Source organism: Candidatus Hamiltonella defensa 5AT (Acyrthosiphon pisum), from assembly GCF_000021705.1.
Taxonomy (GTDB): domain Bacteria; phylum Pseudomonadota; class Gammaproteobacteria; order Enterobacterales; family Enterobacteriaceae; genus Hamiltonella; species Hamiltonella defendens.
On record NC_012751.1, the window covers coordinates 1,833,834 to 1,859,658 of the forward strand.

Annotated in this window: 15 protein-coding genes, 1 tRNA gene, 2 rRNA genes and 2 pseudogenes; 8 read left to right on the forward strand and 12 right to left on the reverse strand. The window is 39.7% G+C overall.

The annotated features are described in order from the left end of the window. Position 1: 1 nt before the first annotated feature. Genes yidD through rpmH form a run of 3 tightly spaced genes read right to left on the reverse strand, consistent with a single transcriptional unit; the run spans position 2 to position 752 of the window. Positions 2 to 271 (reverse strand): membrane protein insertion efficiency factor YidD, encoded by a 270-nt coding sequence (yidD, locus tag HDEF_RS09035; RefSeq protein WP_044612389.1) that lies wholly within the window; start codon positions 269 to 271, stop codon positions 2 to 4. Beyond that, a complete protein-coding gene (gene rnpA, locus HDEF_RS09040) occupies positions 250 to 597 on the reverse strand; it encodes a ribonuclease P protein component (RefSeq protein ID WP_015874345.1) in 348 nt (115 codons plus the stop codon). The genes yidD and rnpA overlap by 22 nt, the downstream gene beginning before the upstream one ends. A 14-nt stretch (positions 598 to 611) precedes the next feature. Then, positions 612 to 752 carry a 50S ribosomal protein L34 gene (gene rpmH / locus HDEF_RS09045; protein WP_015874346.1) on the reverse strand — a complete coding sequence of 47 codons (141 nt, stop codon included), beginning with the start codon at positions 750 to 752 and terminating at the stop codon, positions 612 to 614. 428 nt (positions 753 to 1,180) lie between these two features. On the opposite strand from rpmH, the gene HDEF_RS12760 reads away from it, so the two are divergent. The 4 genes from HDEF_RS12760 (at position 1,181) to HDEF_RS09065 (ending at position 9,190) form a co-directional block, all read left to right on the forward strand. Then, positions 1,181 to 2,707, forward strand: a complete 1,527-nt coding sequence (locus HDEF_RS12760) for a hypothetical protein (protein WP_015874348.1) — start codon at positions 1,181 to 1,183, stop codon at positions 2,705 to 2,707. Positions 2,708 to 2,739: 32 nt separating this feature from the next. Then, on the forward strand, positions 2,740 to 7,359 hold the full coding sequence (locus tag HDEF_RS09055; protein ID WP_015874349.1) for a hypothetical protein: 4,620 nt from the start codon (positions 2,740 to 2,742) through the stop codon (positions 7,357 to 7,359). Then, positions 7,346 to 7,792 (forward strand): hypothetical protein, encoded by a 447-nt coding sequence (locus tag HDEF_RS09060; RefSeq protein WP_015874350.1) that lies wholly within the window; start codon positions 7,346 to 7,348, stop codon positions 7,790 to 7,792. Before HDEF_RS09055 ends, HDEF_RS09060 begins: the two co-directional genes overlap by 14 nt. A gap of 69 nt (positions 7,793 to 7,861) precedes the next feature. Then, positions 7,862 to 9,190 (forward strand): RTX-family protein-25, encoded by a 1,329-nt coding sequence (locus HDEF_RS09065; RefSeq protein WP_015874351.1) that lies wholly within the window; start codon positions 7,862 to 7,864, stop codon positions 9,188 to 9,190. An 81-nt stretch (positions 9,191 to 9,271) separates the two neighbouring features. On the opposite strand, the gene dusA is transcribed toward HDEF_RS09065, so the two are convergent. Continuing rightward, complete coding sequence (gene dusA, locus HDEF_RS09070; RefSeq protein ID WP_015874352.1) at positions 9,272 to 10,303, reverse strand: tRNA dihydrouridine(20/20a) synthase DusA; 1,032 nt, start codon at positions 10,301 to 10,303, stop codon at positions 9,272 to 9,274. Between the two features lie 168 nt (positions 10,304 to 10,471). Here dusA and HDEF_RS09075 point away from each other — a divergent pair. Continuing rightward, positions 10,472 to 11,335 (forward strand): annotated as a pseudogene (locus HDEF_RS09075) (tyrosine-type recombinase/integrase); the annotation flags it as partial. A 475-nt stretch (positions 11,336 to 11,810) separates the two neighbouring features. Continuing rightward, the gene (locus tag HDEF_RS12765; RefSeq protein WP_015874354.1) at positions 11,811 to 12,371 is read left to right on the forward strand and encodes a hypothetical protein; all 561 of its coding nucleotides are present in this window, start codon (positions 11,811 to 11,813) and stop codon (positions 12,369 to 12,371) included. Between the two features lie 47 nt (positions 12,372 to 12,418). Here HDEF_RS12765 and HDEF_RS09085 read toward each other — a convergent pair whose 3' ends face one another. Then, on the reverse strand, positions 12,419 to 12,913 hold the full coding sequence (locus HDEF_RS09085; protein ID WP_015874355.1) for an HNH endonuclease: 495 nt from the start codon (positions 12,911 to 12,913) through the stop codon (positions 12,419 to 12,421). A 619-nt stretch (positions 12,914 to 13,532) separates the two neighbouring features. Here HDEF_RS09085 and ltrA (HDEF_RS09090) point away from each other — a divergent pair. Then, positions 13,533 to 15,215, forward strand: a complete 1,683-nt coding sequence (ltrA, locus tag HDEF_RS09090; protein ID WP_012738021.1) for a group II intron reverse transcriptase/maturase — start codon at positions 13,533 to 13,535, stop codon at positions 15,213 to 15,215. A gap of 76 nt (positions 15,216 to 15,291) precedes the next feature. On the opposite strand, the gene ltrA (HDEF_RS09095) is transcribed toward ltrA (HDEF_RS09090), so the two are convergent. Beyond that, positions 15,292 to 16,476 (reverse strand): group II intron reverse transcriptase/maturase, encoded by a 1,185-nt coding sequence (gene ltrA / locus HDEF_RS09095; protein WP_015874338.1) that lies wholly within the window; start codon positions 16,474 to 16,476, stop codon positions 15,292 to 15,294. 1,086 nt (positions 16,477 to 17,562) lie between these two features. Here ltrA (HDEF_RS09095) and HDEF_RS12635 point away from each other — a divergent pair. Beyond that, entirely contained in the window at positions 17,563 to 18,747 is a 1,185-nt protein-coding gene (locus HDEF_RS12635; RefSeq protein ID WP_015874356.1) for a hypothetical protein, read from the forward strand. Between the two features lie 45 nt (positions 18,748 to 18,792). Here HDEF_RS12635 and wecA read toward each other — a convergent pair whose 3' ends face one another. The 6 genes and pseudogenes from wecA to HDEF_RS09130 form a co-directional block, all read right to left on the reverse strand. After that, on the reverse strand, positions 18,793 to 19,866 hold the full coding sequence (wecA, locus tag HDEF_RS09105; RefSeq protein WP_015874357.1) for a UDP-N-acetylglucosamine--undecaprenyl-phosphate N-acetylglucosaminephosphotransferase: 1,074 nt from the start codon (positions 19,864 to 19,866) through the stop codon (positions 18,793 to 18,795). Positions 19,867 to 19,942: 76 nt separating this feature from the next. Further along, positions 19,943 to 21,202, reverse strand: a complete 1,260-nt coding sequence (rho, locus tag HDEF_RS09110; RefSeq protein WP_015874358.1) for a transcription termination factor Rho — start codon at positions 21,200 to 21,202, stop codon at positions 19,943 to 19,945. Between the two features lie 646 nt (positions 21,203 to 21,848). After that, positions 21,849 to 22,376, reverse strand: a pseudogene (locus tag HDEF_RS11775) (hypothetical protein). Between the two features lie 201 nt (positions 22,377 to 22,577). Next, a tRNA-Trp gene (locus HDEF_RS09120) sits at positions 22,578 to 22,653 on the reverse strand. 73 nt (positions 22,654 to 22,726) lie between these two features. After that, positions 22,727 to 22,842: ribosomal RNA gene (rrf, locus tag HDEF_RS09125) — 5S ribosomal RNA — on the reverse strand. A gap of 59 nt (positions 22,843 to 22,901) precedes the next feature. Next, positions 22,902 to 25,803, reverse strand: a 23S ribosomal RNA gene (locus HDEF_RS09130). Positions 25,804 to 25,825: the final 22 nt, after the last annotated feature.

Here is a 25,825-nt window from a genome sequence, read left to right on the forward strand (position 1 = left end):
TTTAATATTCTCTGTGATCGTGATGTTTCGGTGGCACAGGGTCGTTTCCTGCTGAATGTAGAGGGTGACATCTTATGATACGTTTGGCAGTAAGCCAGCTGCCTTTTATCACTCCAAATCGGCGCAGCGACTCAATGGCGTAATCAGAGCAGGAAGGATAAAAGCGACAAGAAGGAGGTAAAAAAAAGCGGGAGATCAATTGATAAGCTTTTATCAAATACAGCATCAACTTAATTAAAATTTTTGAACTTAATGAGAGTAACGACGCCATAATCTTTCCAAAACTGCATTCAAAACCTGGTTATCGAGCTTATCCACTCCTTTTTTAGCCAAAATGATAAAATCCATGGGCAACAAAAAATGCTGATGTAAACGAAAACTTTCTCGAGTCAGCCGTTTAATCCTATTTCGGTGATGTGCGTGTTTCACGTTTTTTTTTGAAATAGCGAAGCCAATACGTGGATGCTTTAGATCATTGATACGAGCAAGCACTGTGATTTGTTCAGTACTGGCTCGCTGAGGTTTTTCAAAGACAAAACCAAAAGAATGAGGAGTTAATAAACGTAACTCTCTTGGAAAACTAAACTGAACAACCAATGCTGTATGTATAATCAGTGAGAAACGGTGAGACGAGTACGGCCTTTTGCGCGACGACGAGCCAAAACTTGACGACCATTTTTATTGGCCATCCGAGCACGAAAACCATGACTACGATTGCGTTTTAAAACAGAGGGTTGGAAGGTGCGTTTCATGAAAATATTTACCTGAGCTTAAAATAATGACAGATGAAGCACGAAAAAATTGATACACTGAGGGCGGCGATTGTAATGATTACATCTTTTGGAGTCAATTTTAGATAGCAAATTTATTCTGTAAAAAAGTACAACCCTTTACTTTTTTTGAGGCGATTGTTCAAAACTCATTCAATTTTTCAGATTTTGTCATTTTTTAATTTAAGGCGATCTACAGAAGCGGTTATTTTATTATGAATAATTTTTAATATATTTCATTTTTAATGAATAAAAAACAAGTTTTTATATTTATTATTAAAAAATGATTTTTATACTATATTAATGTGCTTTATTAACTGATTTTATAAATCATAAATATAATCATTATGACTAGTCATATTTATTAAAAAAAGAATATCAGGATAACTTATATTACAAGGACAGAACTCATGGATAGATTAAAAAAGATTTTCAAAAAAAACTTTATTAAAAAAAGCGCTTCTCAGCCAGAATCCTTCCGAATTGAAGGGATGACATCAAAATTCAATGAAAAAATCGAAAACTCTATTGAATCGTTTGCCAGGTTTCCAGAAAAAATATGGGATAAATCCGAACTTTATCGATTTCTGATGGAAAGAGGATCAAAAATAAACGAAATCACCAGATCTTTTGATTTTTCTATTTGGAATAACTGGGATCAGGAAATCGAGAAAGATGCCCACGCGCTGATGAATATACGAGAAGTCCAAAAGGAATATTTTTCTAATTATACAGAAGGCGGGCGAAGTATTGGCATCATCTTCAAAGATTTGATTTTTTCTCAAATCAACGAACAGGATATCAACAAAATTGCCCAACAAATGAAGCAATATCCTCAAATTGATTTTAAAGAAAAACTTAAACTTATTTTACGGAACATGTTTTGGGAAATATTAAAAGAAGATCGGCCTGTTCAAATTTTTAAACCCCGGCTTTATGAAAAAGGCGCCATTCAACTTCATCAATTAAGCGATATGTATTCACGACGAAACGTTATAGGTCAAGCTGGAAAAATAACGTGGAAAAAGGTGAGCCGATGTTTTTTTGATTTTGATGTGAATAAAATGATTGAATTACCATTGCCTGACGGCAAAAAAATATTTGCACGCGTCAAAAAGATAAAAAAAACTCAAGAAAATAAAGTGAATCCATTTATTTTTGAATTAGAAATTTCAGGAATAAAAAAAACAGATATTGTTATTCCAAATTTTGTGATATCCAAAAATACGCCATTTTCTATTTTTGTAAAAAATCATGAGTATCCCGTTTTATTTAAAGAAGAATCGAGTCATATTTCTATTTTAGAAACACAAAAATCAGACGGAACCACCAGAAAAGAAGTTAAAGAAGTTAAAGAAGTTAAAGAAGTTAAAGAAGTTAAAGAAGTTAAAGAAGTTAAAGAAGTTAAAGAAGTTAAAGAAGTTAAAGAAGTTAAAGAAGTTAAAGAAGTTAAAGAAGTTAAAGAAGTTAAGGTTAAAAAAAAAGGAATATTTAAAGAATCTTTTATTGAATCTTTCTCTATTGAAGAAGAAACAAATCCTATCGTCAGATTTAAAATAAAAAAACAATTTGATTATAATAAAAAAGACAACTTACAAACATTGATCCCAATCACTACAAAAGAGGGAGAAAAAATAATTGGCCGTGCAATATATGAATTTAATGATGGTACTACATTAAATTTTTGGGAACCCCATCGACCTGATAATCATTTAATTAATATGATACATAAAGATTTAAAACTCACACCAGATAACGAGTTAAAAATATTCAAAACATATTTTAGAGCAAAAATTGTTAATATTTTATTTAATCATAAAAATTACGATCAACAGACATTACACTTTTTTTTAAAAACGATTTTTGAAAATTCCAAATTAAATTCTTTAACTCAATTAGCGTTTAAAAGTTTGATAAAAAAAATAATATTTCTATAAATCAACTCATCAGTCAAGAATTTTTAGATAAAATGTTTTTTTTTAAAAAACAGATTTTTTCAAGTATTCAAAATAATTTAAATGAATTTATTTCTCCTTATATTGATGCGATTACTACAAAAGATATTTCAACAGCGGATCTAACCTCTTTTATTGACGAAAAAAGCATTGAAATTGTCCATGATGTATTCAATAAAATGCTCAATACCCCGCCTTGTGAATTAAAAATAGTGGGTCTGAAAGAACCTGGCCAAAAATCTTTGATAATAAACAGGCCATTAAATATGGATGATATTGGTAGAAAAGTGCCTGTTATTTTAAGGAATATGAGGAGCTATGCGCGAGTTGATCCTATTTATGATGAGAGTAACTATCAATCTACTGATCGTAAAATGATTGGATTTCAACTTAAGATCTCAGGTCTTAATCCCCGAGAAATGCAAATATTAGACCGGTATGGTTTTGGTGACAGTAAATTTAAGTTACCGGGTTTCGATAACGAAATCATTTATCAGGTTTTTTATAAAAAAAATCTTTTTATTCCTCATGATCATCTACAGCAGACCAGCGCCGATATTGCTCCATTGGCTCTTGGGGCAAATTTTAAAATTAATTTTACCGATAAAATCATCATTTCTCCACTTGAAGCGAGGCTAGATAATTTAGAGACGAAGACCATCGATGATGGTAGGCAAGAAATAGAAGCCACAGTTAAAATTCTCACAAAACTGACTTCTGAGCAAATTCGGCATTTAAAATCACACTCCATTTTACAAAGTAATGTTTTAGTATCGCATGCTCAAATGCCCAAACGGGCGACATATGCGAAAGTGGTGTATCGTGTCACTCATCAAGAAAAAGCAGGTACAGAAAAAGAAGAAACCATTGGTTACTTTCAAAAGCCTCCCACAGAACCTCAGAGTACCTCAAAATTTAAAAAAACAATCGCTGACCAACTTTGGTCAACCGTAAATATCGACACCCTTATTCAAGAAATGGAAATGAATATTCTTGCAGGGCGGGCACCCCATTTCAGGCCAGGTCCAGAGACAGCTGAGAATGCTCTTGTAGGGCATGTGATTTTAAAATTGGATTATCAATGGAAATCCACTGAAATCGCGCAAAAAATCGCCAATGAATGCACAGGAAATCTACTTCTTATTAATCTCACAAGAGAAGGAGAATACGAAGCGTTTGGTGATAAAACCATTTTAAACCGATCATTAAACTGGTGGATAGTGGGAGAAAGAAAAGGCCAATTTGTCGGCGGATATTCCGCCACAAATTTAGCAGAAGTCATCACCGCTCTGACTTCAAGTCTACAAGAAGAGTTACAGCTTAATCATCAACCTAATCCTGCAAACATCAGCGTTGTCAGTGACAATATAGACAATACAGAAGAATTTAACAGTGTATTGATTTTGTCGCTCCGTGAACAGGGTATTTCTGCCCGCATCCCTAATGAAGTCACTGAGCCATTGATAGAAAAAGGCCTTCGCGTTTTTGCACTGTTAGAAGCACTGAAGTCAAAGCAACTGAGTTTTAATCATCTCAATGCCAATCAATGGAAAGATTTGACCAGTTTCTTTCAGAGCATGAAAGGCACTTTAGACACCAAAAAATTACTTTTACATATCACTGATCCTGAAATTTTAAACCGCTTTGGCGCTCATATTTTGAGCTTAGAGGGAATAGATTTCCCCTTTTCTTTTAAAGGTTCTCAGGCATTGGATGCTCTGGAACGCAGGTTTGAAGTGCAACGGAATGTCAGCCTGGCGTTACGAGAATGGAGTGCGATATATGGCGGTTCATTCAAAATGCTTCCACAAAATTTTTATATTCCAGAAATTCCAGGTGCACAATTAAACGCAAGAGCACTGATATGGGCTTATTATCATGCGAGCCAAATGGGTGAAAACGCGCGGTTAAAATTTTTTACTCTTTTAAAGGCCAGGGCGGCACTTCAACAGCAAAGACATAGAGGCCTGATTGACTCATCTGGCCTGAGAGGCTTAGAGGAGTTTGATCTTCGTTTCCATCACTTAAAGTTAACACAGGCAAATGTGAACCGCCCTGCTTTAGATTATTCTTTTACATCCTTAATAGAGCCAGGTGATTACCTCTTATATTCAAAAACAGGCGGCTCATTAATGGTGAGTGTTAAAGATTCAGTAAAGCAATGGCATTACACCCTGTATGACCCCAACATCGGTGAATTAAAAATCAGTGTGAATAAAAACCCGGCGGCCTCTCGAATACTCGGACAGGTTTTAGAAAAGTATTTCAATCAAAAAATCAACCCGTTAAATCAGAATGCTCCAACCATCGGTGAATATTATGGCTTTAGAAAAGAAAATAATCGCTATCATATTTCAATATTACCACTCCAGCCCGCATTGACAGAGGTCTCTGATACCGCGTCTGAATTACAAATCGCGCTCAGAGCGTTTCACGCACTTTCATTATCATCCGATCCTCAACAAGTCGTTGATAAACCAAAGAGTCTTCCTATTACCGTTTCAGCAGAAATCAAGCATCCGCTTTCCTCTTCAGTCAATCCAGAACCAACCACCAGCAAACCTGAGACAACAGGCTCTCCCGTAAAAAAGACAAAGCCCAACACGGTATCCAGGAATGCGTCGCAAAAAATAAAACAAGAGAAGCTCAGACAAATTGATCAGCGTATGGGCACGACTTTCAAAGTCATGAAAATAGGCTCAACAATAGACTTTATGATCGACTATATAAAATATTTTGTTCTTTTCGGCAAAAAGAAGGAGAAGAGCCAAGAAGAATCTCAACTGACCAAATATCAAAATATGCAAGCCATCAATCTGACGGTTAATTTCGTGGTGGATGGGATGCAATACACTTTTTATCATCGAATGAAGGAGATGCAAAAAGGCTCGAATATTTCCAGAACGTTAATGAGTGCAGCCACAAAAATAAAATTACAGGGGAATGCTGTCCCAAAAGGCATTCAAATGTCGGCCCAAGCCTCAAAAATGAGAGGGTTGATTGTAGGCGCTTTTGCGGTAAATACCTTAAATTTTATTGGCGTGGTATTTGATATTTATTTCACCTATGACTGTTTTAATCAGGCTTCTACTGAAAAAAATGCGGATAAAAAAACGGACTTGATGGTACAGGGAGGATTTCAGTCTATTCAGTTGGCCAGCGGTGTAGTCGTAGCCATCAGCACTTTGGGCGCTGTTTTTATGCCAAAAATGAGTGTTGCAGGCATGCTGTTAAGCGCGTGGACATTAGGATTGTCCATCTCAATGGCTCTGGCAGCCAAGGTGTATTCTTCTATCAGTATGGTGAATCTGATCTCAAAAGAAATCAGGTTAAGCACTGCCGAAAAAGTAAGAGAGGGTCTTTATATCTCTTTAATGAATCATCCAACACCTGAAACACAAAACAGGCTCACTGAAAAGAAAACGAGAGAAATATTAAAAGAAAAATTTGATATACAAGTAGCTGAAAAGGCCCATAAAACATTCAATTTACTGCAAAATATCCATGCCAGTGACTATTTTTATGTGACATCGGATTTCATTTTACAAGAGAAGCATTATATAGAGCTCACCTACTTCACGAACAACCACACCAAAGGAAGGGTGCCTCCTTCTTTTGAAAGTTTTTTTAACGGAAAGCAAAATATTTATGACCATTCTAATCTACCGGGTTATTTTCATCCTGAAGAAGTAGAAGAAAGAAAACATATTTATACAAAAATGATCAATGAAATGAAGCCAAATCCAGGGAAGGGCACTCTCGTCACGCATTACCAGGAAAATGAGAGCCCCTATTGTTATTACGATTTCGTTCGATTCACTGAGTCAGATGATGTGGTTAATGCCAATGAATTATCAGAAAATTCTTCTCTTGTTGAGCAGCTCGAAAGAGCGTCTTTCCCGAATTGGCCATTGATCACTGAACCTGCTCATTCTAATGACCTTAATGGTTCAGATCAAAATGATGTGTTAATTCTTCCTAAAAATCAGCTGGGGAGTATCAGTGCACACGCAGGCGATGACATTTTAACGCTACAGAACGGCCTTGCGATGGGAGGAATTGGAACGGATACGTATTGTATTGTTCGCAGCGTCCTTAAAAGACCGTATATCAATCCGGACGTAGTCGATAGATTTACGGTGGATATCATCGATCAACCCGGAGAGTTCAGTTACATAATGCTGAATTACGATTTCAACGAGCTCAAAAAAATGGAATTATTACGAGAGGGGGATTCGTTTTATCTTGTGCTTTCAATGGATAATCAAAATAACAGCGAAACTGTTATAAAAATAAAAGATGTCTACCGTTTAGATACCAAAAACGAAGCGTTACTTGTTTTGAGCAACAGGTTTACCCTCATTACAGACGACGGGTTATTATTGGCACCTCGTTTTCCTGCTTTTATAAAGACCCCTCTGGAGCAGGGAAACATACCATTTCACCTGAAATTTGATGCGATATATAGCGTTGATTATGATCAAGCCTCTCATCAGCCGGCCTTGATTGACCCAGTCAATAAAACTTTAACAAAAACCATAAAAAACAGGACCAAGGTGATTCAGCTATCTGATGATATCCATTTTATTAAAGACCAGCCTATCGGTAGATCAGAATTATGTGCTTCTCGGTAGATCAGAATTATGTGCTTCGTTCTCGGCGTTTTTAAAGCCGAAAGAAGACAGTAGCGCCGTCTTTGATTTGGGTGGAGGAAATGATAAGGCAACAGGATATCTCAATAAAAAAAATCATTTTTTCCCGGGGACAGGAAACAAGCAATATCAAGGCGGTCATTTTGCAGATATTTTTAATTTAGAATCTGGTCAGGCGACAGGATCTAAAGGACGAGACACCTTTAACATTTTAAATCATTCTCAACCAAAAGATGCGAAAGTGATCATAGTAGAAGAAAGCAATGAATGTAGTGATATTTATCTGCATTATACATTGCGAGATATCGAATCGATCCGTCTTGATGAAAGAGGAAACGAGTACGATCTGAACATACTGCTTAAAAATGCCAACACCACTTACACCACGTTAATCCTGAGATCGTTATATCGCTAGGACTCTCAAGAGTCTGCGGCGCTCATTTTAGATAAAAATGCGATTTTTTATACTCAGGATGGCGCGTTGATGACCCCACAGTGGCCTGATAAACTGGAACAAAAAGAAGAATTTGAAGGGATATTTAATGTGCAATATCACTATTTACATGATCTCAATCATCAAGACTATTTTGAAAAAACACCGCCTGATCAAGTCAATATCCTTTTTAAGACTGGTTCAGGCCAAAGCCCAGATATCATCAAAGTAGGAGAGAACGAAATTGTCCTCACCAAGGAACAAAATCTGATTCTGAGTGACACACCTTTTAACGATAAAATGGAAGGTAATGAAGAAGCGAATATTTTTTTCAGTTACAGAGGAGCAGACTTTTTAATAGGAAACCCGGGACAAGACGTGTATGAAATAGGCCTCGATGATCGAAAAATACCCAGAACAGTAGTGATCGACAATCAAGACGATCAATCAAAGCCAGAAATAGATGAAATCATTCTTCCCATGAACATTGATCAGATGACTCAACCCATTCGAAAAGGCGATGACATTATTCTACGCTCCAGGCTGGAGTACGATTCACAGAAAGCGTTAGAGATTGTTTTGATCGATTTTATGAAGGGAGAAAAGTATCGCCACATCAAAATCAGAGATGCCTCAAATGGCGTGTACGATATAGATGTTGATGATTTTGATGAGCCTTATATCGGGCAACCTAAAGCAAAAGTCATCCCCTCAGAAAGTAGTGATGTGATCCTTATCACAGATGCAGAAAATTTACCGCACCTGTTTTTTGCTCAGGCAGGAGATGACGTAGTCGTGGATAAAAGCAGGGCAGCAAGACACATCAAAGGCGGTTTAGGCGATGACGCTCTGATCAATCACAGCCTTACCGGTAAAACCCTGGATGGAGAGCAGGGCAAGAATGAACTCCACGGACATGATGGTGATGACATGTTTCAATTAGGTCGTGGTATCGATCACGCAAATGGAGGGAAAGGGGATGATTTTTATGATTACACCTATCGCGATGGTGACGCGGAATTCCCTGCTGACGATCAGGTGAAAGCCATCATTCAGGATAAAGAAGGAGAGAATACATTAACATTAAATCAGGTGACGTTAGAGAACATCCAGTATCAATGGAAAAACGAGGGAAAAGATCTTCATCTGTTCATATCGAAAAAAGCCAACCGTGAAAAGCAAGATGAAATTATTCTGCAAGACGTGAGTGAGTCCATTGCGAAAGTCATGCTCGGTGAACATAGTATGAACATTGAGCAACTTATTCAGAGTATTTCCGCTGTCATTCCTCAAGACCCTGAGGCTCAAGGCACTGATCGTTTTGTTCCTGATTTTGCCTCTGAAAATCCGATGCTTTCTGGGCAATGGGTTCATTTTTAATGGGTATTATGGTGCTTTGATCAGATTCAGACGGGATACACAGGCCCTGGAGTTACACTCCAGGTCGTTTTTGAAAGAGCTCTAAGCATGAGGTGCTACAAAAGATAACGCTCTGTCAATCACAGAAACATCTGCTCCTGATTGATAAGCATTTTCGCTGAGATAACGACGCCATTGTCGGGCACCTGCACAGCCTTGAAATAAGCCTAACATAGGTCGAATCAGATGTTTCAGAAAAGTGCCACGAGATAATTCTTGTTCAATATAGGGATAAAATGCTTTGATTGAAGCGGTAATATCGATTAGAGGGTCTTGTGCATTAAAAAGCTCAGAGTCAACCTGAGTTAAAAGGGTTGGGTTTTGATAAGCGGCTCGGCCAATCATCACACCTTCTACATATTGCAGATGTTGTTTCGCTTCTTCTAGTGTAGAGATCCCCCCATTGATCACAATATTTAACTTTGGAAAATCTTTTTTTAACTGATAAACCCGAGGATAGTCTAATGGAGGTATTTCTCGATTTTCTTTTGGACTCAATCCAGAAAGCCAGGCTTTTCGAGCATGAATAATCACAGTATCAATTTCACGGGAAATCTTTTCTATAAATTGAGACAAAAATTCATAGCTATCCTGCTCATCTACACCAATACGGATTTTGATGGTCACGGGAATTGAAACCACGTCACACATCGCTTTCAAACAAACACAAACTTGTTCAATATCTTGCATCAAAGCGGCTCCGAAGGCGCCTTTTTTGACCCGAGGAGAGGGGCATCCCAAATTTAAATTAATTTCCTGATAACCTCTTTGTTCGCCTAATTGTGCGCACTGAGCTAATTCAAACGGATTATGCCCCCCCAGCTGTAATGCAACAGGTTGTTCTTCTTCACTATAGTCAAGGTAGTCTGCTTGACCATAAATGAGTGCGCCTGTAGTCACCATTTCTGTATATAGAAAGGCGTTTTTTGTTAATAAACGATGAAAATACCGGCAATGTCGATCGGTCCAATCGAGCATGGGCGCAACGCAAAATCGGTGGGAGAAATATTTTGGAGCTATGCCACTGTTTTCGCTGTTCTGTCGCGGGTTATGGGATTCTTTATTTTCGTGCATTTTTTATGTCGTATTTTTGCTTTATCAGTACACCATAGGGTACACCAGATCAATGGTGTACCGGGATAGGGGATACGGGATACAGGAATTGGCAGAAGTATGGCTTACTATAACATGGTAAAACGTCCGCGTGCTGACGGTACTCTAAGGTACCGCTGAACTGCTGGCGTGAAAGAAGGTGGCAAACATCTACACCGCGAAACGCGAACCTTTGGCAAATTGGCTCAAGCCAAAACCTGGGGTGCAAAACGCGTAGCCGAACTGGAAGAAAATGGTGTACCCAATAGCAACGACATAGGCAAAATGACTGTTGGTAACCTGTTAAAACGTTATATCAACGATCCAAATCCTGGCGGCAAAGCTGGCCGCACAAAGCGTTATGTGCTCAATATGCTGCTGGATTGCGATATAGCTGATACTTTACTGACAGACCTTTCAACCAGCCATGTTATCGAGCATTGCCGCCAGAGAAACGGTGCTGGTGCCGGTCCATCCACAGCTAACCACGATGTGAGTTACCTATCTTCTGTTTTAGCTTCTGCCAAACCTGTCTACGGTATCGACTACATAACCCACCCCGCAACCGATGCAAGGCCACTCCTGCTCCAGATGGGGCTGACAGGAAAATCCAAACGCCGTAGCCGCCGCCCGGTAAGTGACGAATTGGATAGATTGCTGGAAAGACTGGAAGCACGAAGCGCTCACGTTGCCGCTAAAATCCCCTTCGTTGATATTCTGAACTTCTCAATACTAAGTTGCATGCGGGTGGGTGAGGTGCGCAAAATCAGGTGGGAGGATGTGGACGAGAAACAAAAAGCGGTACTGGTGAGAGACAGAAAAGACCCGAGCAAAAAATCGGGTAATCACATGCTGGTACCACTGCTCGGAGAAGCCTGGGCTATAGTGCAGCGCCAGCCCAAAACCAGCGAATTGATTTTTCCCTATCATCCCCGCTCTGTCACCGCTGGTTTTCAGCGTGTGCGTAACGCTTTAGGAATAGAAGACTTGCGTTATCATGACCTGCGGCGTAAAATACGATATTTTAAATGTGATTTAACAATGAGTTAAATTTTATTATGACTTGTGATTTTGCTCAAAATCAGGAAATTCAGTGCTTTTTTCAATCTTTGATTTTCTCCCTCCTCCCCCTTTTTTACACTCTCTTCCAGCATGATGCTGTACCCAGGGTTCACCCAAGATGGGGGCGACTATTTTGATGGTTTAGACCCCATTTACCTTCTCCTTAAATCCCTATAAATTTCATGCTTTTTCCTCCATGACGGATAAGTCAGTAACAGTAAAAAGGCATATATAAAAAAGTGCACTTAAGATTTGAAGTAATTTATTTACAAAAAATTGATTAAAGAAAGATTACTTGACCTTTTTTTTATTAAAAGAAATACAATATCTGAATTTATTAACTTTAAATTCTTTCTATTTGAAGATCAGATTTGATTGATGTTAAATCAAATTACAAAATTTATTTCAATCAAAGTAAGAGTGCATTATGCCTAGAATAAATAAAATGTTTTCCAATACTGAAAAACTCACAACTCAAGAAGAATTAAAAATTCACTATAAATTTCTAAAAACCCAGAAATCTAATATTGCAAATAAAATAATTAATGCCAATAACATCAGCGACTTAAAATTTAATTTTTTACTTAAGAAGTTTAATGTAGTTCAACAAAAACAGATTCGCTTGATTGATAATCGTATTAAACTTTTACAAAAAGATCTGGCTGATCTTAAAAATCCATTAAAAACTACAACAAGCGAAACCGAAATCAAAAATACAGAATCGATAATAAATATATTAGAAAAAAAAAGAAAAAAAATATTAGATGAAAAAACATTAAAATTAAAGCGAGCGGCGGATATAAAAAGGGAGAATCTGGAAGCACGACATCCCGGTAAAATATACTATGATGAACCGATTACGCCGTTTATCCCTATGAGTACGGGTGACGCTTTAATAATATTAGATGAAAATACATGGATAAATAGAAATCACCAAAAAACGCAGAGCACAGAAACGAAGGAAAAGATGAAGTCGGCCTTTGATTAGGTAAGCAGGCCGCAAGTGCCCACTCCCTCAAGAACCGTACGTGCGAGTTACCCCGCATACGGCTCACGCAACTTACTCACTTCAACATTTTTCCTTTTTTTGCTATGTAATTGTCTGTGGCAATTAGCATGTAACAATCTTAGATTAGCCAGCTTGTTGTCACCCCCTTCAGCTTTAGGCTGAATATGATGAACATGCAATTGTTCACCATTGTCCAACTCTTGATCACAGAGAGGACAATAACCTTTCTGTCGCTTATAGAGGTTAACTTTGACACCGTAAATAAAAGGCTGTTTACGTGCCTGCCTATTACGCCAATAGTCACGCAATTCCGGATTGTCGGGGGAAGCATTTTTTGGAACTAGCCAATGACGCTGTATTTTTGTCCATGCATGCTTCCAAAGAAATCCACCGGTTGATTTATCCATAAATACTGAATAGTCTTCTCTACCTGGTATCTTGCCTAAGTAGTGTTTTCTTCGCCACCACCAGTGTTTATTGGGATGACGTCGATACAAATATCTACGTTGGCGGATCCACATCCATTGGTCTAATGCACTGAATGTTCTTTTTGAAGCACGTGCGACGTGAAAGTTGCACCACAGAAGTCCCTTGAAAAAGGGTAAGGTTGATCCGAAACCTTATTGCCACTTACTCGGTGCAAGAGGAGTAATTCTCTTGTGCTAAGCGAGAATGAAAGCCTAACTAAAGTATTAAGCTGAATAAGAAATAGGGGCAAGGCAAAACTGAAATGGGTTGAATAAAGTGAATCTCCGTTATTAAAATGTCGTAAGCAAGTAAAACACGAAATCAGATGTGACGTGTTATGGGGAAGTTTAACGACAGTTAGAAACGGGTAAAGAAGAGTGTTCGTTCTTTACGACGGATCCCGTTCCCCGGCATAGAGGAGGCAGCCCACTCAATGTATCTTCATGGTGTGAAACACGGTAACCCCATTAATCTTTTAGTGTTGATGTAAATACTAAGAGACAGTGGGCATAAGACGTTCCAAAAAGCGAAGGCAATCAGCCGAAAGGCAACTGGAAATCATAACAGGATTGATAGAGGTAATTACTTTACTCTGAAAAGAGGCTGACGTGGAACGGGTGACTTACCCATATAATCCTTTACCAAGGTTATGAATTGATTTAGAAGAGTTAGATGCCTATGGCAAACGTAATAAATCAAAACTATGAACAACAACTGGAATGGCATGCTATTAACTGGCGTGTTGTGACAGCCATGATTAATAATCTAAGGCAAAGAATATATAGGGCTTCAGCAACAGGTGACTTAAAGAAAGTCAGAAATCTGCAAAAACTCATGATGAAATCAAGAGCTAACCATCTTCTGGCTATCAGGAAAGTCACTCAGGTCAATCGGGGAAAACACACGGCTGGAGTAGATAATCAGGTAATTAATGACCATAAAGGACGAGAACATCTTTATAAGTTATTAAGCCAAACAACTTCAGAAAAGGTTTATCCAGTAAAACGAGTTTACATAGCAAAAAAGAATGGAAAAAAACGCCCTCTTGGGATCCCAACCATTCTCGACCGCTGTAGACAAGCGATAGTTAAATCGGCGCTGGAACCTTATTGGGAAGCAAAATTTGAACCAGTCAGCTACGGATTTAGACCGGGGCGAAGTGCCCATGACGCAATACAAAAAATTTTCTGTATTGCCAGAGCACGAGGGACACGGCACTGGGTACTAGATGCAGATATTAAAGGCGCATTTGACAACATTGACCATAATTTTCTCATAAAAAAAATCGGGGGATTCCCCGAAAGAAACATGATTAAACAATGGTTACAAGCCGGTGTGCTGGAACATGGCAACTATATACCCAATGTTGCAGGTACTCCGCAAGGCGGGATTATCAGTCCACTACTGGCCAATATTGCACTCCACGGAATGGAGACCTTACTGGGTATTCAATACTGGAAAAACGGCACGCCAAAACAAGGGCAACCTTATGCAGTAGTTCGTTATGCGGATGATTTTGTCGTATTCGGTAAATCCCGTGAAGAGTGCGAAACTGCCAAAATAAAGTTGCAAATTTGGTTAGCTCAGAGAGGGTTAGCTCTTTCTGAAGAAAAAACCAGTATCAAACACTTGAAGGAAGGATTCGACTTCCTGGGATTTAATATACGACATTATGACAATCGCCACAGAAAACGGGGATATATATTGTTAACGAAGCCCTCAAAGGAGTCGATGAAAAGGTACAAACAGCAAATGAGAATGACCTGGAAAGGTATTATCGGTATGCCGACACAAGAAGGAATAAGACAACTGAATGCCAAGATAATAGGATGGTGTAATTACTATCGTATTGGTGCTTCAAAAAGAACATTCAGTGCATTAGACCAATGGATGTGGATCCGCCAACGTAGATATTTGTATCGACGTCATCCCAATAAACACTGGTGGTGGCGAAGAAAACACTACTTAGGCAAGATACCAGGTAGAGAAGACTATTCAGTATTTATGGATAAATCAACCGGTGGATTTCTTTGGAAGCATGCATGGACAAAAATACAGCGTCATTGGCTAGTTCCAAAAAATGCTTCCCCCGACAATCCGGAATTGCGTGACTATTGGCGTAATAGGCAGGCACGTAAACAGCCTTTTATTTACGGTGTCAAAGTTAACCTCTATAAGCGACAGAAAGGTTATTGTCCTCTCTGTGATCAAGAGTTGGACAATGGTGAACAATTGCATGTTCATCATATTCAGCCTAAAGCTGAAGGGGGTGACAACAAGCTGGCTAATCTAAGATTGTTACATGCTAATTGCCACAGACAATTACATAGCAAAAAAGGAAAAATGTTGAAGTGAGTAAGTTGCGTGAGCCGTATGCGGGGTAACTCGCACGTACGGTTCTTGAGGGAGTGGGCACTTGCGGCCTGCTTACCTAATCAATACGATAGTAATTACACCATCCTATTATCTTGGCATTCAGTTGTCTTATTCCTTCTTGTGTCGGCATACCGATAATACCTTTCCAGGTCATTCTCATTTGCTGTTTGTACCTTTTCATCGACTCCTTTGAGGGCTTCGTTAACAATATATATCCCCGTTTTCTGTGGCGATTGTCATAATGTCGTATATTAAATCCCAGGAAGTCGAATCCTTCCTTCAAGTGTTTGATACTGGTTTTTTCTTCAGAAAGAGCTAACCCTCTCTGAGCTAACCAAATTTGCAACTTTATTTTGGCAGTTTCGCACTCTTCACGGGATTTACCGAATACGACAAAATCATCCGCATAACGAACTACTGCATAAGGTTGCCCTTGTTTTGGCGTGCCGTTTTTCCAGTATTGAATACCCAGTAAGGTCTCCATTCCGTGGAGTGCAATATTGGCCAGTAGTGGACTGATAATCCCGCCTTGCGGAGTACCTGCAACATTGGGTATATAGTTGCCATGTTCCAGCACACCGGCTTGTAACCATTGTTTAATCATGTTTCTTTCGGGGAATCCCCCGATTTTTTTTATGAGAAAATTATGGTCAATGTTGTCAAATGCGCCTTTAATATCTGCATCTAGTACCCAGTGCCGTGTCCCTCGTGCTCTGGCAATACAGAAAATTTTTTGTATTGCGTCATGGGCACTTCGCCCCGGTCTAAATCCGTAGCTGACTGGTTCAAATTTTGCTTCCCAATAAGGTTCCAGCGCCGATTTAACTATCGCTTGTCTACAGCGGTCGAGAATGGTTGGGATCCCAAGAGGGCGTTTTTTTCCATTCTTTTTTGCTATGTAAACTCGTTTTACTGGATAAACCTTTTCTGAAGTTGTTTGGCTTAATAACTTATAAAGATGTTCTCGTCCTTTATGGTCATTAATTACCTGATTATCTACTCCAGCCGTGTGTTTTCCCCGATTGACCTGAGTGACTTTCCTGATAGCCAGAAGATGGTTAGCTCTTGATTTCATCATGAGTTTTTGCAGATTTCTGACTTTCTTTAAGTCACCTGTTGCTGAAGCCCTATATATTCTTTGCCTTAGATTATTAATCATGGCTGTCACAACACGCCAGTTAATAGCATGCCATTCCAGTTGTTGTTCATAGTTTTGATTTATTACGTTTGCCATAGGCATCTAACTCTTCTAAATCAATTCATAACCTTGGTAAAGGATTATATGGGTAAGTCACCCGTTCCACGTCAGCCTCTTTTCAGAGTAAAGTAATTACCTCTATCAATCCTGTTATGATTTCCAGTTGCCTTTCGGCTGATTGCCTTCGCTTTTTGGAACGTCTTATGCCCACTGTCTCTTAGTATTTACATCAACACTAAAAGATTAATGGGGTTACCGTGTTTCACACCATGAAGATACATTGAGTGGGCTGCCTCCTCTATGCCGGGGAACGGGATCCGTCGTAAAGAACGAACACTCTTCTTTACCCGTTTCTAACTGTCGTTAAATTTCCCCTTAACACGTCACATCTGATTTCGTGTTTTCGTTGCTGACGACATTTTAATCACGGAGATTCACTTTATTCAGCCCATTTCAATTTTGCCTAGCCCCTATTTCTTATTCAGCTTAATACTTTAGTTAGGCTTTCATTCTCGCTTAGCACAAGAGAATTGCTCCTCTTGCACCGAGTAAGTGGCAATAAGGTTTCGGATCAACCTTACCCTTTTTCAAGGGACTTCTGTGGTGCAACTTTCACGTCGCACGGACTCAATCCATGATAAAAACTCCGTACTATCAATAGCTCCAACGAATTTGACTCTTGATCAGTTTGAACAATTTATCTTGCCGTACATGAGTACAGGTCGCCGTTGGCCTGTATTAAAACTGAGCTTATAGTAAGATATTCCACTATATTCTTAAAGTACTTTTTAAAAAAGATAATGGGGAGAAAAGGGGATTTTGGTTGTTCACTCGCCTGAGCATCGTTGAGTTCTGAGAATAATGCCTTTAATTAAGCAAGGGAACCGAAATAATAGTTATTTTCTGTGGGCTTAAAAAAATAATAATACTTTCGTTTTATCTTTTCTTCTTAATGCGGCAAAAAAAAACAAATTTTGAGCTTTTTATGACAGTTTATTTATTCATTTAAAATTAAAATAAATTTTTACAATTTTAAATCAATTGTGATTTAAAAAATCACTTTTGTATCAAAAAATATTACGATACTAAATTTAAAGCAAACTTTTTAAAATAAATTAAGGTTTAAAAATGAAATTTAATGATATTAGTAATTATTACTCAAAAGTTAATACTTATAAAAGCGATGTTTCAGATTTTGTCAGTAAAAATGTGTTGAGGGTTAGAAATTTGGTTGATAATAAAATTTTACAAAAAAAGACATCATCGAACGAGAAAATAGATCCTAACACAGAAACAGAAAATAAAAAAAAGGAAAAGGATACTCCGGTATTATATCGTAGACTCCCCCGGGAAAAATTACACAGACCAAAAAAATGTAACAAAAACTCTTCTCAAACAAGGGTATTACAAATAAAAAAAGAAGTACCACAAAAACAAGAGGTATCACTAATATTAAAATTTGACCTATTGTTGAGTGCCTCACTTCAAAAACAACCATGGTTTATTCCAATGAGTCAAATGCTTTTTGAATTAGTATTTAAAAATACAGAAAAATCAGAAGTACCATCAACATCAGAAACGCAATCAAATTTAAAACAGATCACAATATCAGGAAACCAAAAAGCCATAAAATCGCCAGAAGCAGAAAAAACAGAAATAGAGCCATTAACAGAAGCAGTAATAGAACCATCAACAGAACTAACAACAAAAACAAAAACAAAAACAACACCAGAAAAAAATAAATTTTACGGATGGCAAGGTATAAAGAATCGAGTTGTTTCTTTATTTCAGCGACTTTTTTCTTTAACAAAAATAGAGAATAAAAATAAAGGAACATTCGATTTTGATCAAATTTTGAAATCCCAAAATTTACAAAATATAAAGTTATTTCTTAAAGAATATAAAAAAGAAAACAGCAGTAAAACGATAAATATGGATAATAATCAAATTAACAGTCTTTGGAATATGGCTAAAAACGAGAACGATAAACAAATGTTAAAATCGCTTTTTCCTTTAGTTTTGCATGCTGTTCTAGAACAAAGAAAAAACGAAGCGAATACAAATTCTACAAATCTAGATGACTGGTTGCTTGAGGGGTGTGAACAGCAGTTTGATTTGAACCCAAAAAATCGATCTGGAGAGTCTGCTGTTTATGTTGCCGTAAAAAACGGTGATGAGAAAGCTGTAAAAATTTTCTTTCTTTACAAAGAAGTAGATGATCATTTCAAAAAAAATACAAACGATTTTGAGAAGCTCATTAAAGCAGCTGAAAAAAATAAAATAAAAAATTTTCTTAATGATAGAAAGACGTAAATTGAATTCTGAAAATCAAACCCTTGAGATTATAGGGGTTTTCGTTTATTTTTTTATTTTAGATGCTTTATTGATGCGTTTGATGAGACGAGATAATCGCCAAGCATTTTTGACACTATAACCATATACAAAAAACATGCATAAAAATAATGCAAACATAATCCATTCAGGTATAAAAAACTCACCTATGATCCCAATCAGTGCGCATAGAGCAGCAAAAAAAATGATTAGTGTTAAGGTTTGTTGAGAGGTGAAACCAGAGCGCATCATCAAATGATGTAAATGTTGGCGATCAGGGAAAAGAGGGTTCATTCCTTTGCGTAAACGGCGATACGTAATCGCAATCATGTCTATTAAAGGAACGGCAGTGGTCCATAATACCGTGACAGGACGAATTGGATGCCCACTCCCCTGAGTCGTCTGTAAAAGCAACCATATTATGGTAAATCCAATCAAGGTACTTCCAGCATCCCCCATAAAAATTTTGTATTTTTCACCCAGTAACCCTAAATTTAATAAAACATAAGGGGTGATAGCTACAATTATGGAAAAACACCATAGTGCTAATGCCATTTCACTTTTTTGATACAGCAAAAATCCTATTGCTAAAAAAGAAACACAGGATAATCCACCTAATAAACCATCTATTCCATCTATCATATTAAAAGCGTTGATCGCAGCACATACAGAAAGCAAGGTAATGATATAACTAAAGGGACCTAATCCTAATTCTCTAAAACCGAAGATAAATCCCAAGTTATTTAAATGAAGCCCTGCAAAACACATGATAAAAACGCTGACTAAAAATTGTATGAACAATCTTATTTTGACACTAATATTAAAGCGATCATCTAATACCCCAACAAATACTAGCAAACCAGCGCAAGCTAAATAAACTCCCGCATGAGGGATAAATTGATCGGCAGTAAGTAAGGCAAAACAAATACCAGCATAAACGGAGATTCCCCCTACCAATGGGATCGCGCCTTGATGATGTTTACGATGATCCGGCTCATCCACAAGCCCGATATATTTAGCCACTTTTCGAGCAGCTAACAGGCAAACTAAAGAAAAAAAGAAGATGCTGAGAAGATGTGCACTGAACACAAATAAATTCACTTTTACCGCTCTCTATAAGAAATAAGCTGATTTTTTACTTTGTGACTTTAATGAATTTTTGAAAAAAATTTAAATGTTATGAACGTCTCATCATATCAAAAAATTCGTCATTAGTTTTTGTCATCGCCAGCTTATTAATCAGAAACTCCATAGCATCTATCTCACCCATAGGATGGATAATTTTACGTAAAATCCACATTTTTTGTAGTTCTTCAGAAGTCGTTAGCAGCTCTTCTTTTCGCGTACCAGATCGGTTGTAATCAATCGCAGGGAAGACCCGTTTTTCAGAAATTTTACGAGAAAGATGTAGTTCCATATTCCCGGTACCTTTAAATTCTTCATAGATCACTTCATCCATCTTAGAACCGGTCTCAACTAATGCCGTAGCAATAATGGTAAGACTGCCTCCTTCTTCCACATTCCGAGCTGCTCCAAAGAATCGTTTTGGACGATGTAAAGCGTTGGCATCCACACCCCCTGTTAATACCTTTCCAGAAGAAGGTACGACCGTGTTATATGCACGAGCCAAACGCGTAATCGAGTCAAGTAAAATGATCACATCTTTTTTATGTTCAACTAAACGTTTCGCTTTTTCTATCATCATTTCAGCAACTTGCACATGACGCGCCGCAGGTTCGTCAAAAGTAGAGGCGATGACCTCCCCTTTGACCAGGCGTTGCATTTCTGTCACCTCTTCTGGACGCTCATCAATCAACAGCACCATCAACACACAATCAGGATGATTATACGCAATACTGCTTGCAATATTTTGAAGCAACATAGTTTTTCCCGCTTTGGGAGGGGCAACAATGAGACCTCGTTGACCACAGCCAATAGGCGCGGCGAGATCCAAAACTCGAGCAGTCAAGTCTTCTGTTGAACCGTTACCTCTCCCCATAAGTAAACGAGAATTTGCGTGTAGAGGCGTTAGGTTCTCAAATAAAATTTTATTGCGGGCATTTTCAGGTTTGTCGTAATTGACTTTATTCACTTTCAATAAAGCAAAATAACGCTCCCCTTCTTTAGGAGGGCGAATTTTCCCTGAAACCGTATCCCCAGTCCGCAAATTAAAACGGCGTATTTGGCTGGGCGAAACATAGATGTCATCAGGGCCTGCAAGGTAAGAACTATCGGAAGAACGGAGAAAACCAAAGCCGTCTTGTAATATTTCTAAAACCCCATCTCCAAAAATATCTTCCCCACTTTTTGCGTGTTGCTTCAAAATGGAAAAAATCATGTCTTGCTTACGAATACGAGCTAAGTTTTCTAGTCCCATATTTTCGCCTAGCGTGATCAGCTCAGAAACGGGTGTATTCTTTAATTCAGTAAGATTCATAGTGATGGGTTCTTAATAGCGTGAAGTCATTTTTGAAGTATGTTCATGAATGGTATAGCAGCGTGAACCGCCTGTTCGAAATGTGATATGTAACAAACGGGTCACATTTTAGTCACTAGACTTGCTTTTAAAACCTAATATAAAGAATGCGATTTTTCTGTGTGGCCAGTATTTTATGGGAAGCGCGCTGGTCGTTTTTATATACTCTATGTGCACTTACGTTAGCTGGGCGTAGAGAGACTTAAACACACAATCCTCGCTAGGGTTTTGAAAGGAAGTGCTGATGTTAAGAAAAAAACAGGCCGATAATAATATCCAAATAAAAATGTAACTCTAGTTATACATTTCATCTGATGCTGTTAACATTAATATCATTTAGGGGCTAATAAATGATTTTTATAACATAAATCGCTCAGATTTTTATAGATATGATGGAACCGCAGCTGGTGGAATCTAACATGCTTCTTATTGTTCGTCTAGAGACAAATAAATTTCAAAAAATTCATCTGGCGATAGACATTTTAATTGTTTATTAATCACTGATGTTACGTAGAGCTCTTAAGGATAAGATAATACTGAACATGATTCTTCAGTCACGAAAATGAATGGAGAAAGTTGCAGGAATCAAACCTAAAGCATTTGAATTTTACACTGATTTTTTGATAGAAAGCAACGGCGACAGGGATTTTCTAAGGCCTTGTGGAACGCGATTGAAAATTAGTGAAATGTCATGGTCGAGAGGCTTTTTATAGCTGCCTTGAGAAAGAGATGAGAACAAATTTGATTCAGCCAATTCTTGGATCTTTTTGAGCCCTGTATTGCCACTGATAGGGCGAGCCCCTTTTTGCACGAGTTTCATCCCATTATAATCAATGGAATTGTGGCTGGCATTGACTTCAATACCACTCTCGATACCAAGAGAAAAGATGGCAAATAGACTTCTTCTGTACCAGAAACACCAATATCGAGTACATTGCCCCCCTTCTTATAAACCGCGAGAGAGGGCTCACTTCAGGCTTTCGCTGCTTAAATGCACATCACCACCCACGACGACGGTTTTGGCTTGGGTTAATTCGGCATAAGCCCGACCAATCCGATAGGCGATCTGCTGATTGAGTTTTTGACCTAAGCGCCCACGAATATCATAGGGTTTAAAACAGGATAATTTAGGCATAAATTTGCATTGTCATTTTCTAGCTTGGGGAGATATGTGCTCAATGTTATTGAGGTCAGATGAGTAAGTCGGAAGATATTTCAAGTATTTTTTGGATGTTTTTAATTGTATGAAAAACAGGAGCCTCAATGGCAATCAGGGGTAAAAGGTGTTGTAAACAGTTGAAGAGGTGAGATGAAATTTGAACTTTTATATTAAGCATGGCAGGGGTGGGGAGATTTGAACTCCCAACACCCGGTTTTGGAGACCGGTGCTCTACCAATTGAACTACACCCCTAAAAATGTCTTTTCAGTAAGTATGTCGTCAACAGAAAGGCCGGCTTTAAATGTTTTGGCTGCTTATGTAAGGAGCCTGGCGGTGTCCTAGTCTCACATGGGGAAACCCCACACTACCCTCGGCGCAACGGCGTTTCACTTCTGAGTTCGGGATGGTTTCAGGTGGGTCCACCGCACTTTGGCCGCCAAGCCATATTTTTTTTCTTCAGAATAAGCAAGTCATGCGCTCTAAAACAGTTTCGGTGTTGTAAGGTTAAGCCTCTCGGGTCATTAGTACTGGTCCGCTGAATACATCGCTGCACTTACACTCCCAGCCTATCTACGTCATCGTCTCTAACGTCCCTTACCACAATCTCTTGCGGGGAAGACTCATCTTGGGGCAAGTTTCCCGCTTAGATGCTTTCAGCGGTTATCTCTCCCGCATTTAGCTACCGGGCAATGCCATTGGCATGACAACCCGTACACCAGTGATGCGTCCACTCCGGTCCTCTCGTACTAGGAGCAGCCCCCCTCAATCTTCCTACGCCCACGGCAGATAGGAACCGAACTGTCTCACGACGTTCTAAACCCAGCTCGCGTACCACTTTAAATGGCGAACAGCCATACCCTTGGGACCTACTTCAGCCCCAGGATGTGATGAGCCGACATCGAGGTGCCAAACACCGCCGTCGATATGAACTCTTGGGCGGTATCAGCCTGTTATCCCCGGAGTACCTTTTATCCGTTGAGCGATGGCCCTTCCATTCAGAACCACCGGATCACTAAGACCTACTTTCGTACCTGCTCGAGCCGTCACTCTCGCAGTCAAGCCAGCTTATGCCTTTGCACTCACCTCACGATGTCCGACCGTGATGAGCTGACCTTCGTACTCCTCCGTTACTCTTTAGGAGGAGACCGCCCCAGTCAAACTACCCACCAGACACTGTCCTCACCCCGGATAACGGGACCAAGTTAGAATATCAAACATCAAAGGGTGGTATTTCAACAGCAGCTCCACATAGACTGGCGTCTACACTTCTTCGCTTCCCACCTATCCTACACATTAAGGTTTCATATTCAGTGTCAAGCTATAGTAAAGGTTCACGGGGTCTTTCCGTCTTGCCGCGGGAACACTGCATCTTCACAGCAAGTTCAATTTCACTGAGTCTCGGGTGGAGACAGCCTAGCCATCATTACGCCATTCGTGCAGGTCGGAACTTACCCGACAAGGAATTTCGCTACCTTAGGACCGTTATAGTTACGGCCGCCGTTTACCGGGGCTTCTATCAAGTGCTTTGTTTTGACACTCACACCATCAATTAACCTTCCGGCACCGGGCAGGCGTCACACCGTATACGTCCACTTACGTGTTGGCACAGTGCTGTGTTTTTAATAAACAGTTGCAGCTAGCTGGTCTCTGCGGCTGGCCTCAGCTCCAGAAGCATGTCCTTTCACCTAACGCCAGCGTGCCTTCTCCCGAAGTTACGGCACCATTTTGCCTAGTTCCTTCACCCGAGTTCTCTCAAGCGCCTTAGTATTCTCTACCTGACTGCCTGTGTCGGTTTTCGGTACGATTGACTATTACCTGTTGCTTAGAGGCTTTTCCTGGAAGTTCGGCATCAGCAACTTCTTACCCCATAAGGGCAATCCTCATCACGCCTCAGAGTCAAGATGCGCCGGATTTGCCTGGCTCATCCTCCTACACGCTTGAACCGGGACCACCGGCCCCCGGATTGCCTAGCCCTCTTCGTCCCCCCTTCGCAGTAATACTCAGTACAGGAATCTTAACCTGTTGCCCATCGACTACGCTTTTCAGCCTCGCCTTAGGGGTCGACTTACCCTGCCCCGATGAACGTTGGACAGGAAACCTCAGTCTTTCGGCGAGCGGGCTTTTCACCCGCTTTATCGTTACTCATGTCAGCATTCGCACTTCTGATACCTCCAAAACTCTTCTCAGAGCGTCTTCTTCGGCTTACAGAACGCTCCCCTACCATGCGTTTGCACGCATCCGCAGCTTCGGTGCATGGTTTAGCCCCGTTACATCTTCCGCGCAGGCCGACTCGACCAGTGAGCTATTACGCTTTCTTTCAATGATGGCTGCTTCTAAGCCAACATCCTGGCTGTCTAAGCCTTCCCACATCGTTTCCCACTTAACCATGACTTTGGGACCTTAGCTGGCGGTCTGGGTTGTTTCCCTCTCCACGACGGACGTTAGCACCCGCCGTGTGTCTCCCGTGGTCATATTCTTCGGTATTCACAGTTTGCATTGGGTTGGTAAGCCGGGATGGCCCCCTAGCCAAAACAGCGCTCTACCCCCGAAGATAAACCCACGAGGCGCTACCTAAATAGCTTTCGGGGAGAACCAGCTATCTCCTAGTTTGATTGGCCTTTCACCCCCAGCCACATGTCATCCGCTCATTTTTCAACATAAGTCGGTTCGGTCCTCCAATGTGGATTAACACATCTTCAACCTGCACATGGCTAGATCACTAGGTTTCGGGTCTATACCTTGCAACTCATCGCCCAGTTAAGACTCGGTTTCCCTTCGGCTCCCCTATTCGGTTAACCTTGCTACAAAATATAAGTCGCTGACCCATTATACAAAAGGTACGCAGTCACTTCTCATTGCTTCGAAGCTCCCACTGCTTGTACGTACAGGGTTTCAGGGTCTATTTCACTCCCCTCCCGGGGTTCTTTTCGCCTTTCCCTCACGGTACTGGTTCACTATCGGTCAGTCAGGAGTATTTAGCCTTGGAGGATGGTCCCCCCATCTTCAAACAGGATATCACGTGTCCCGTCCTACTCTTCGAGCTCACTCTGCTGCAATTTTCAGGTACGGGGCCATCACCCTCTATGGCTCGTCTTCCCAAACGATTCCCCTAATTGCGCAAAGATGGTGACTCCGGGCTCCTCCCCTTTCGCTCGCCGCTACTTAGGGAATCTCGGTTGATTTCTTTTCCTCAGGGTACTGAGATGTTTCAATTCCCCTGGTTTGCCTCGCAATACTATTTATTCATATTACGATAGTGCATATTCTGCACTGGGTTGCCCCATTCGGGTATCAACGGCTAACACGCTTTTTATCAGCTTACCGTCGCTTTTCGCAGATTAACACGCCCTTCTTCGCCTCTGACTGCCTAGGCATCCTCCCTGTACGCTTCATTACTTAACCTTACAACCCGAAATTGTTTCTG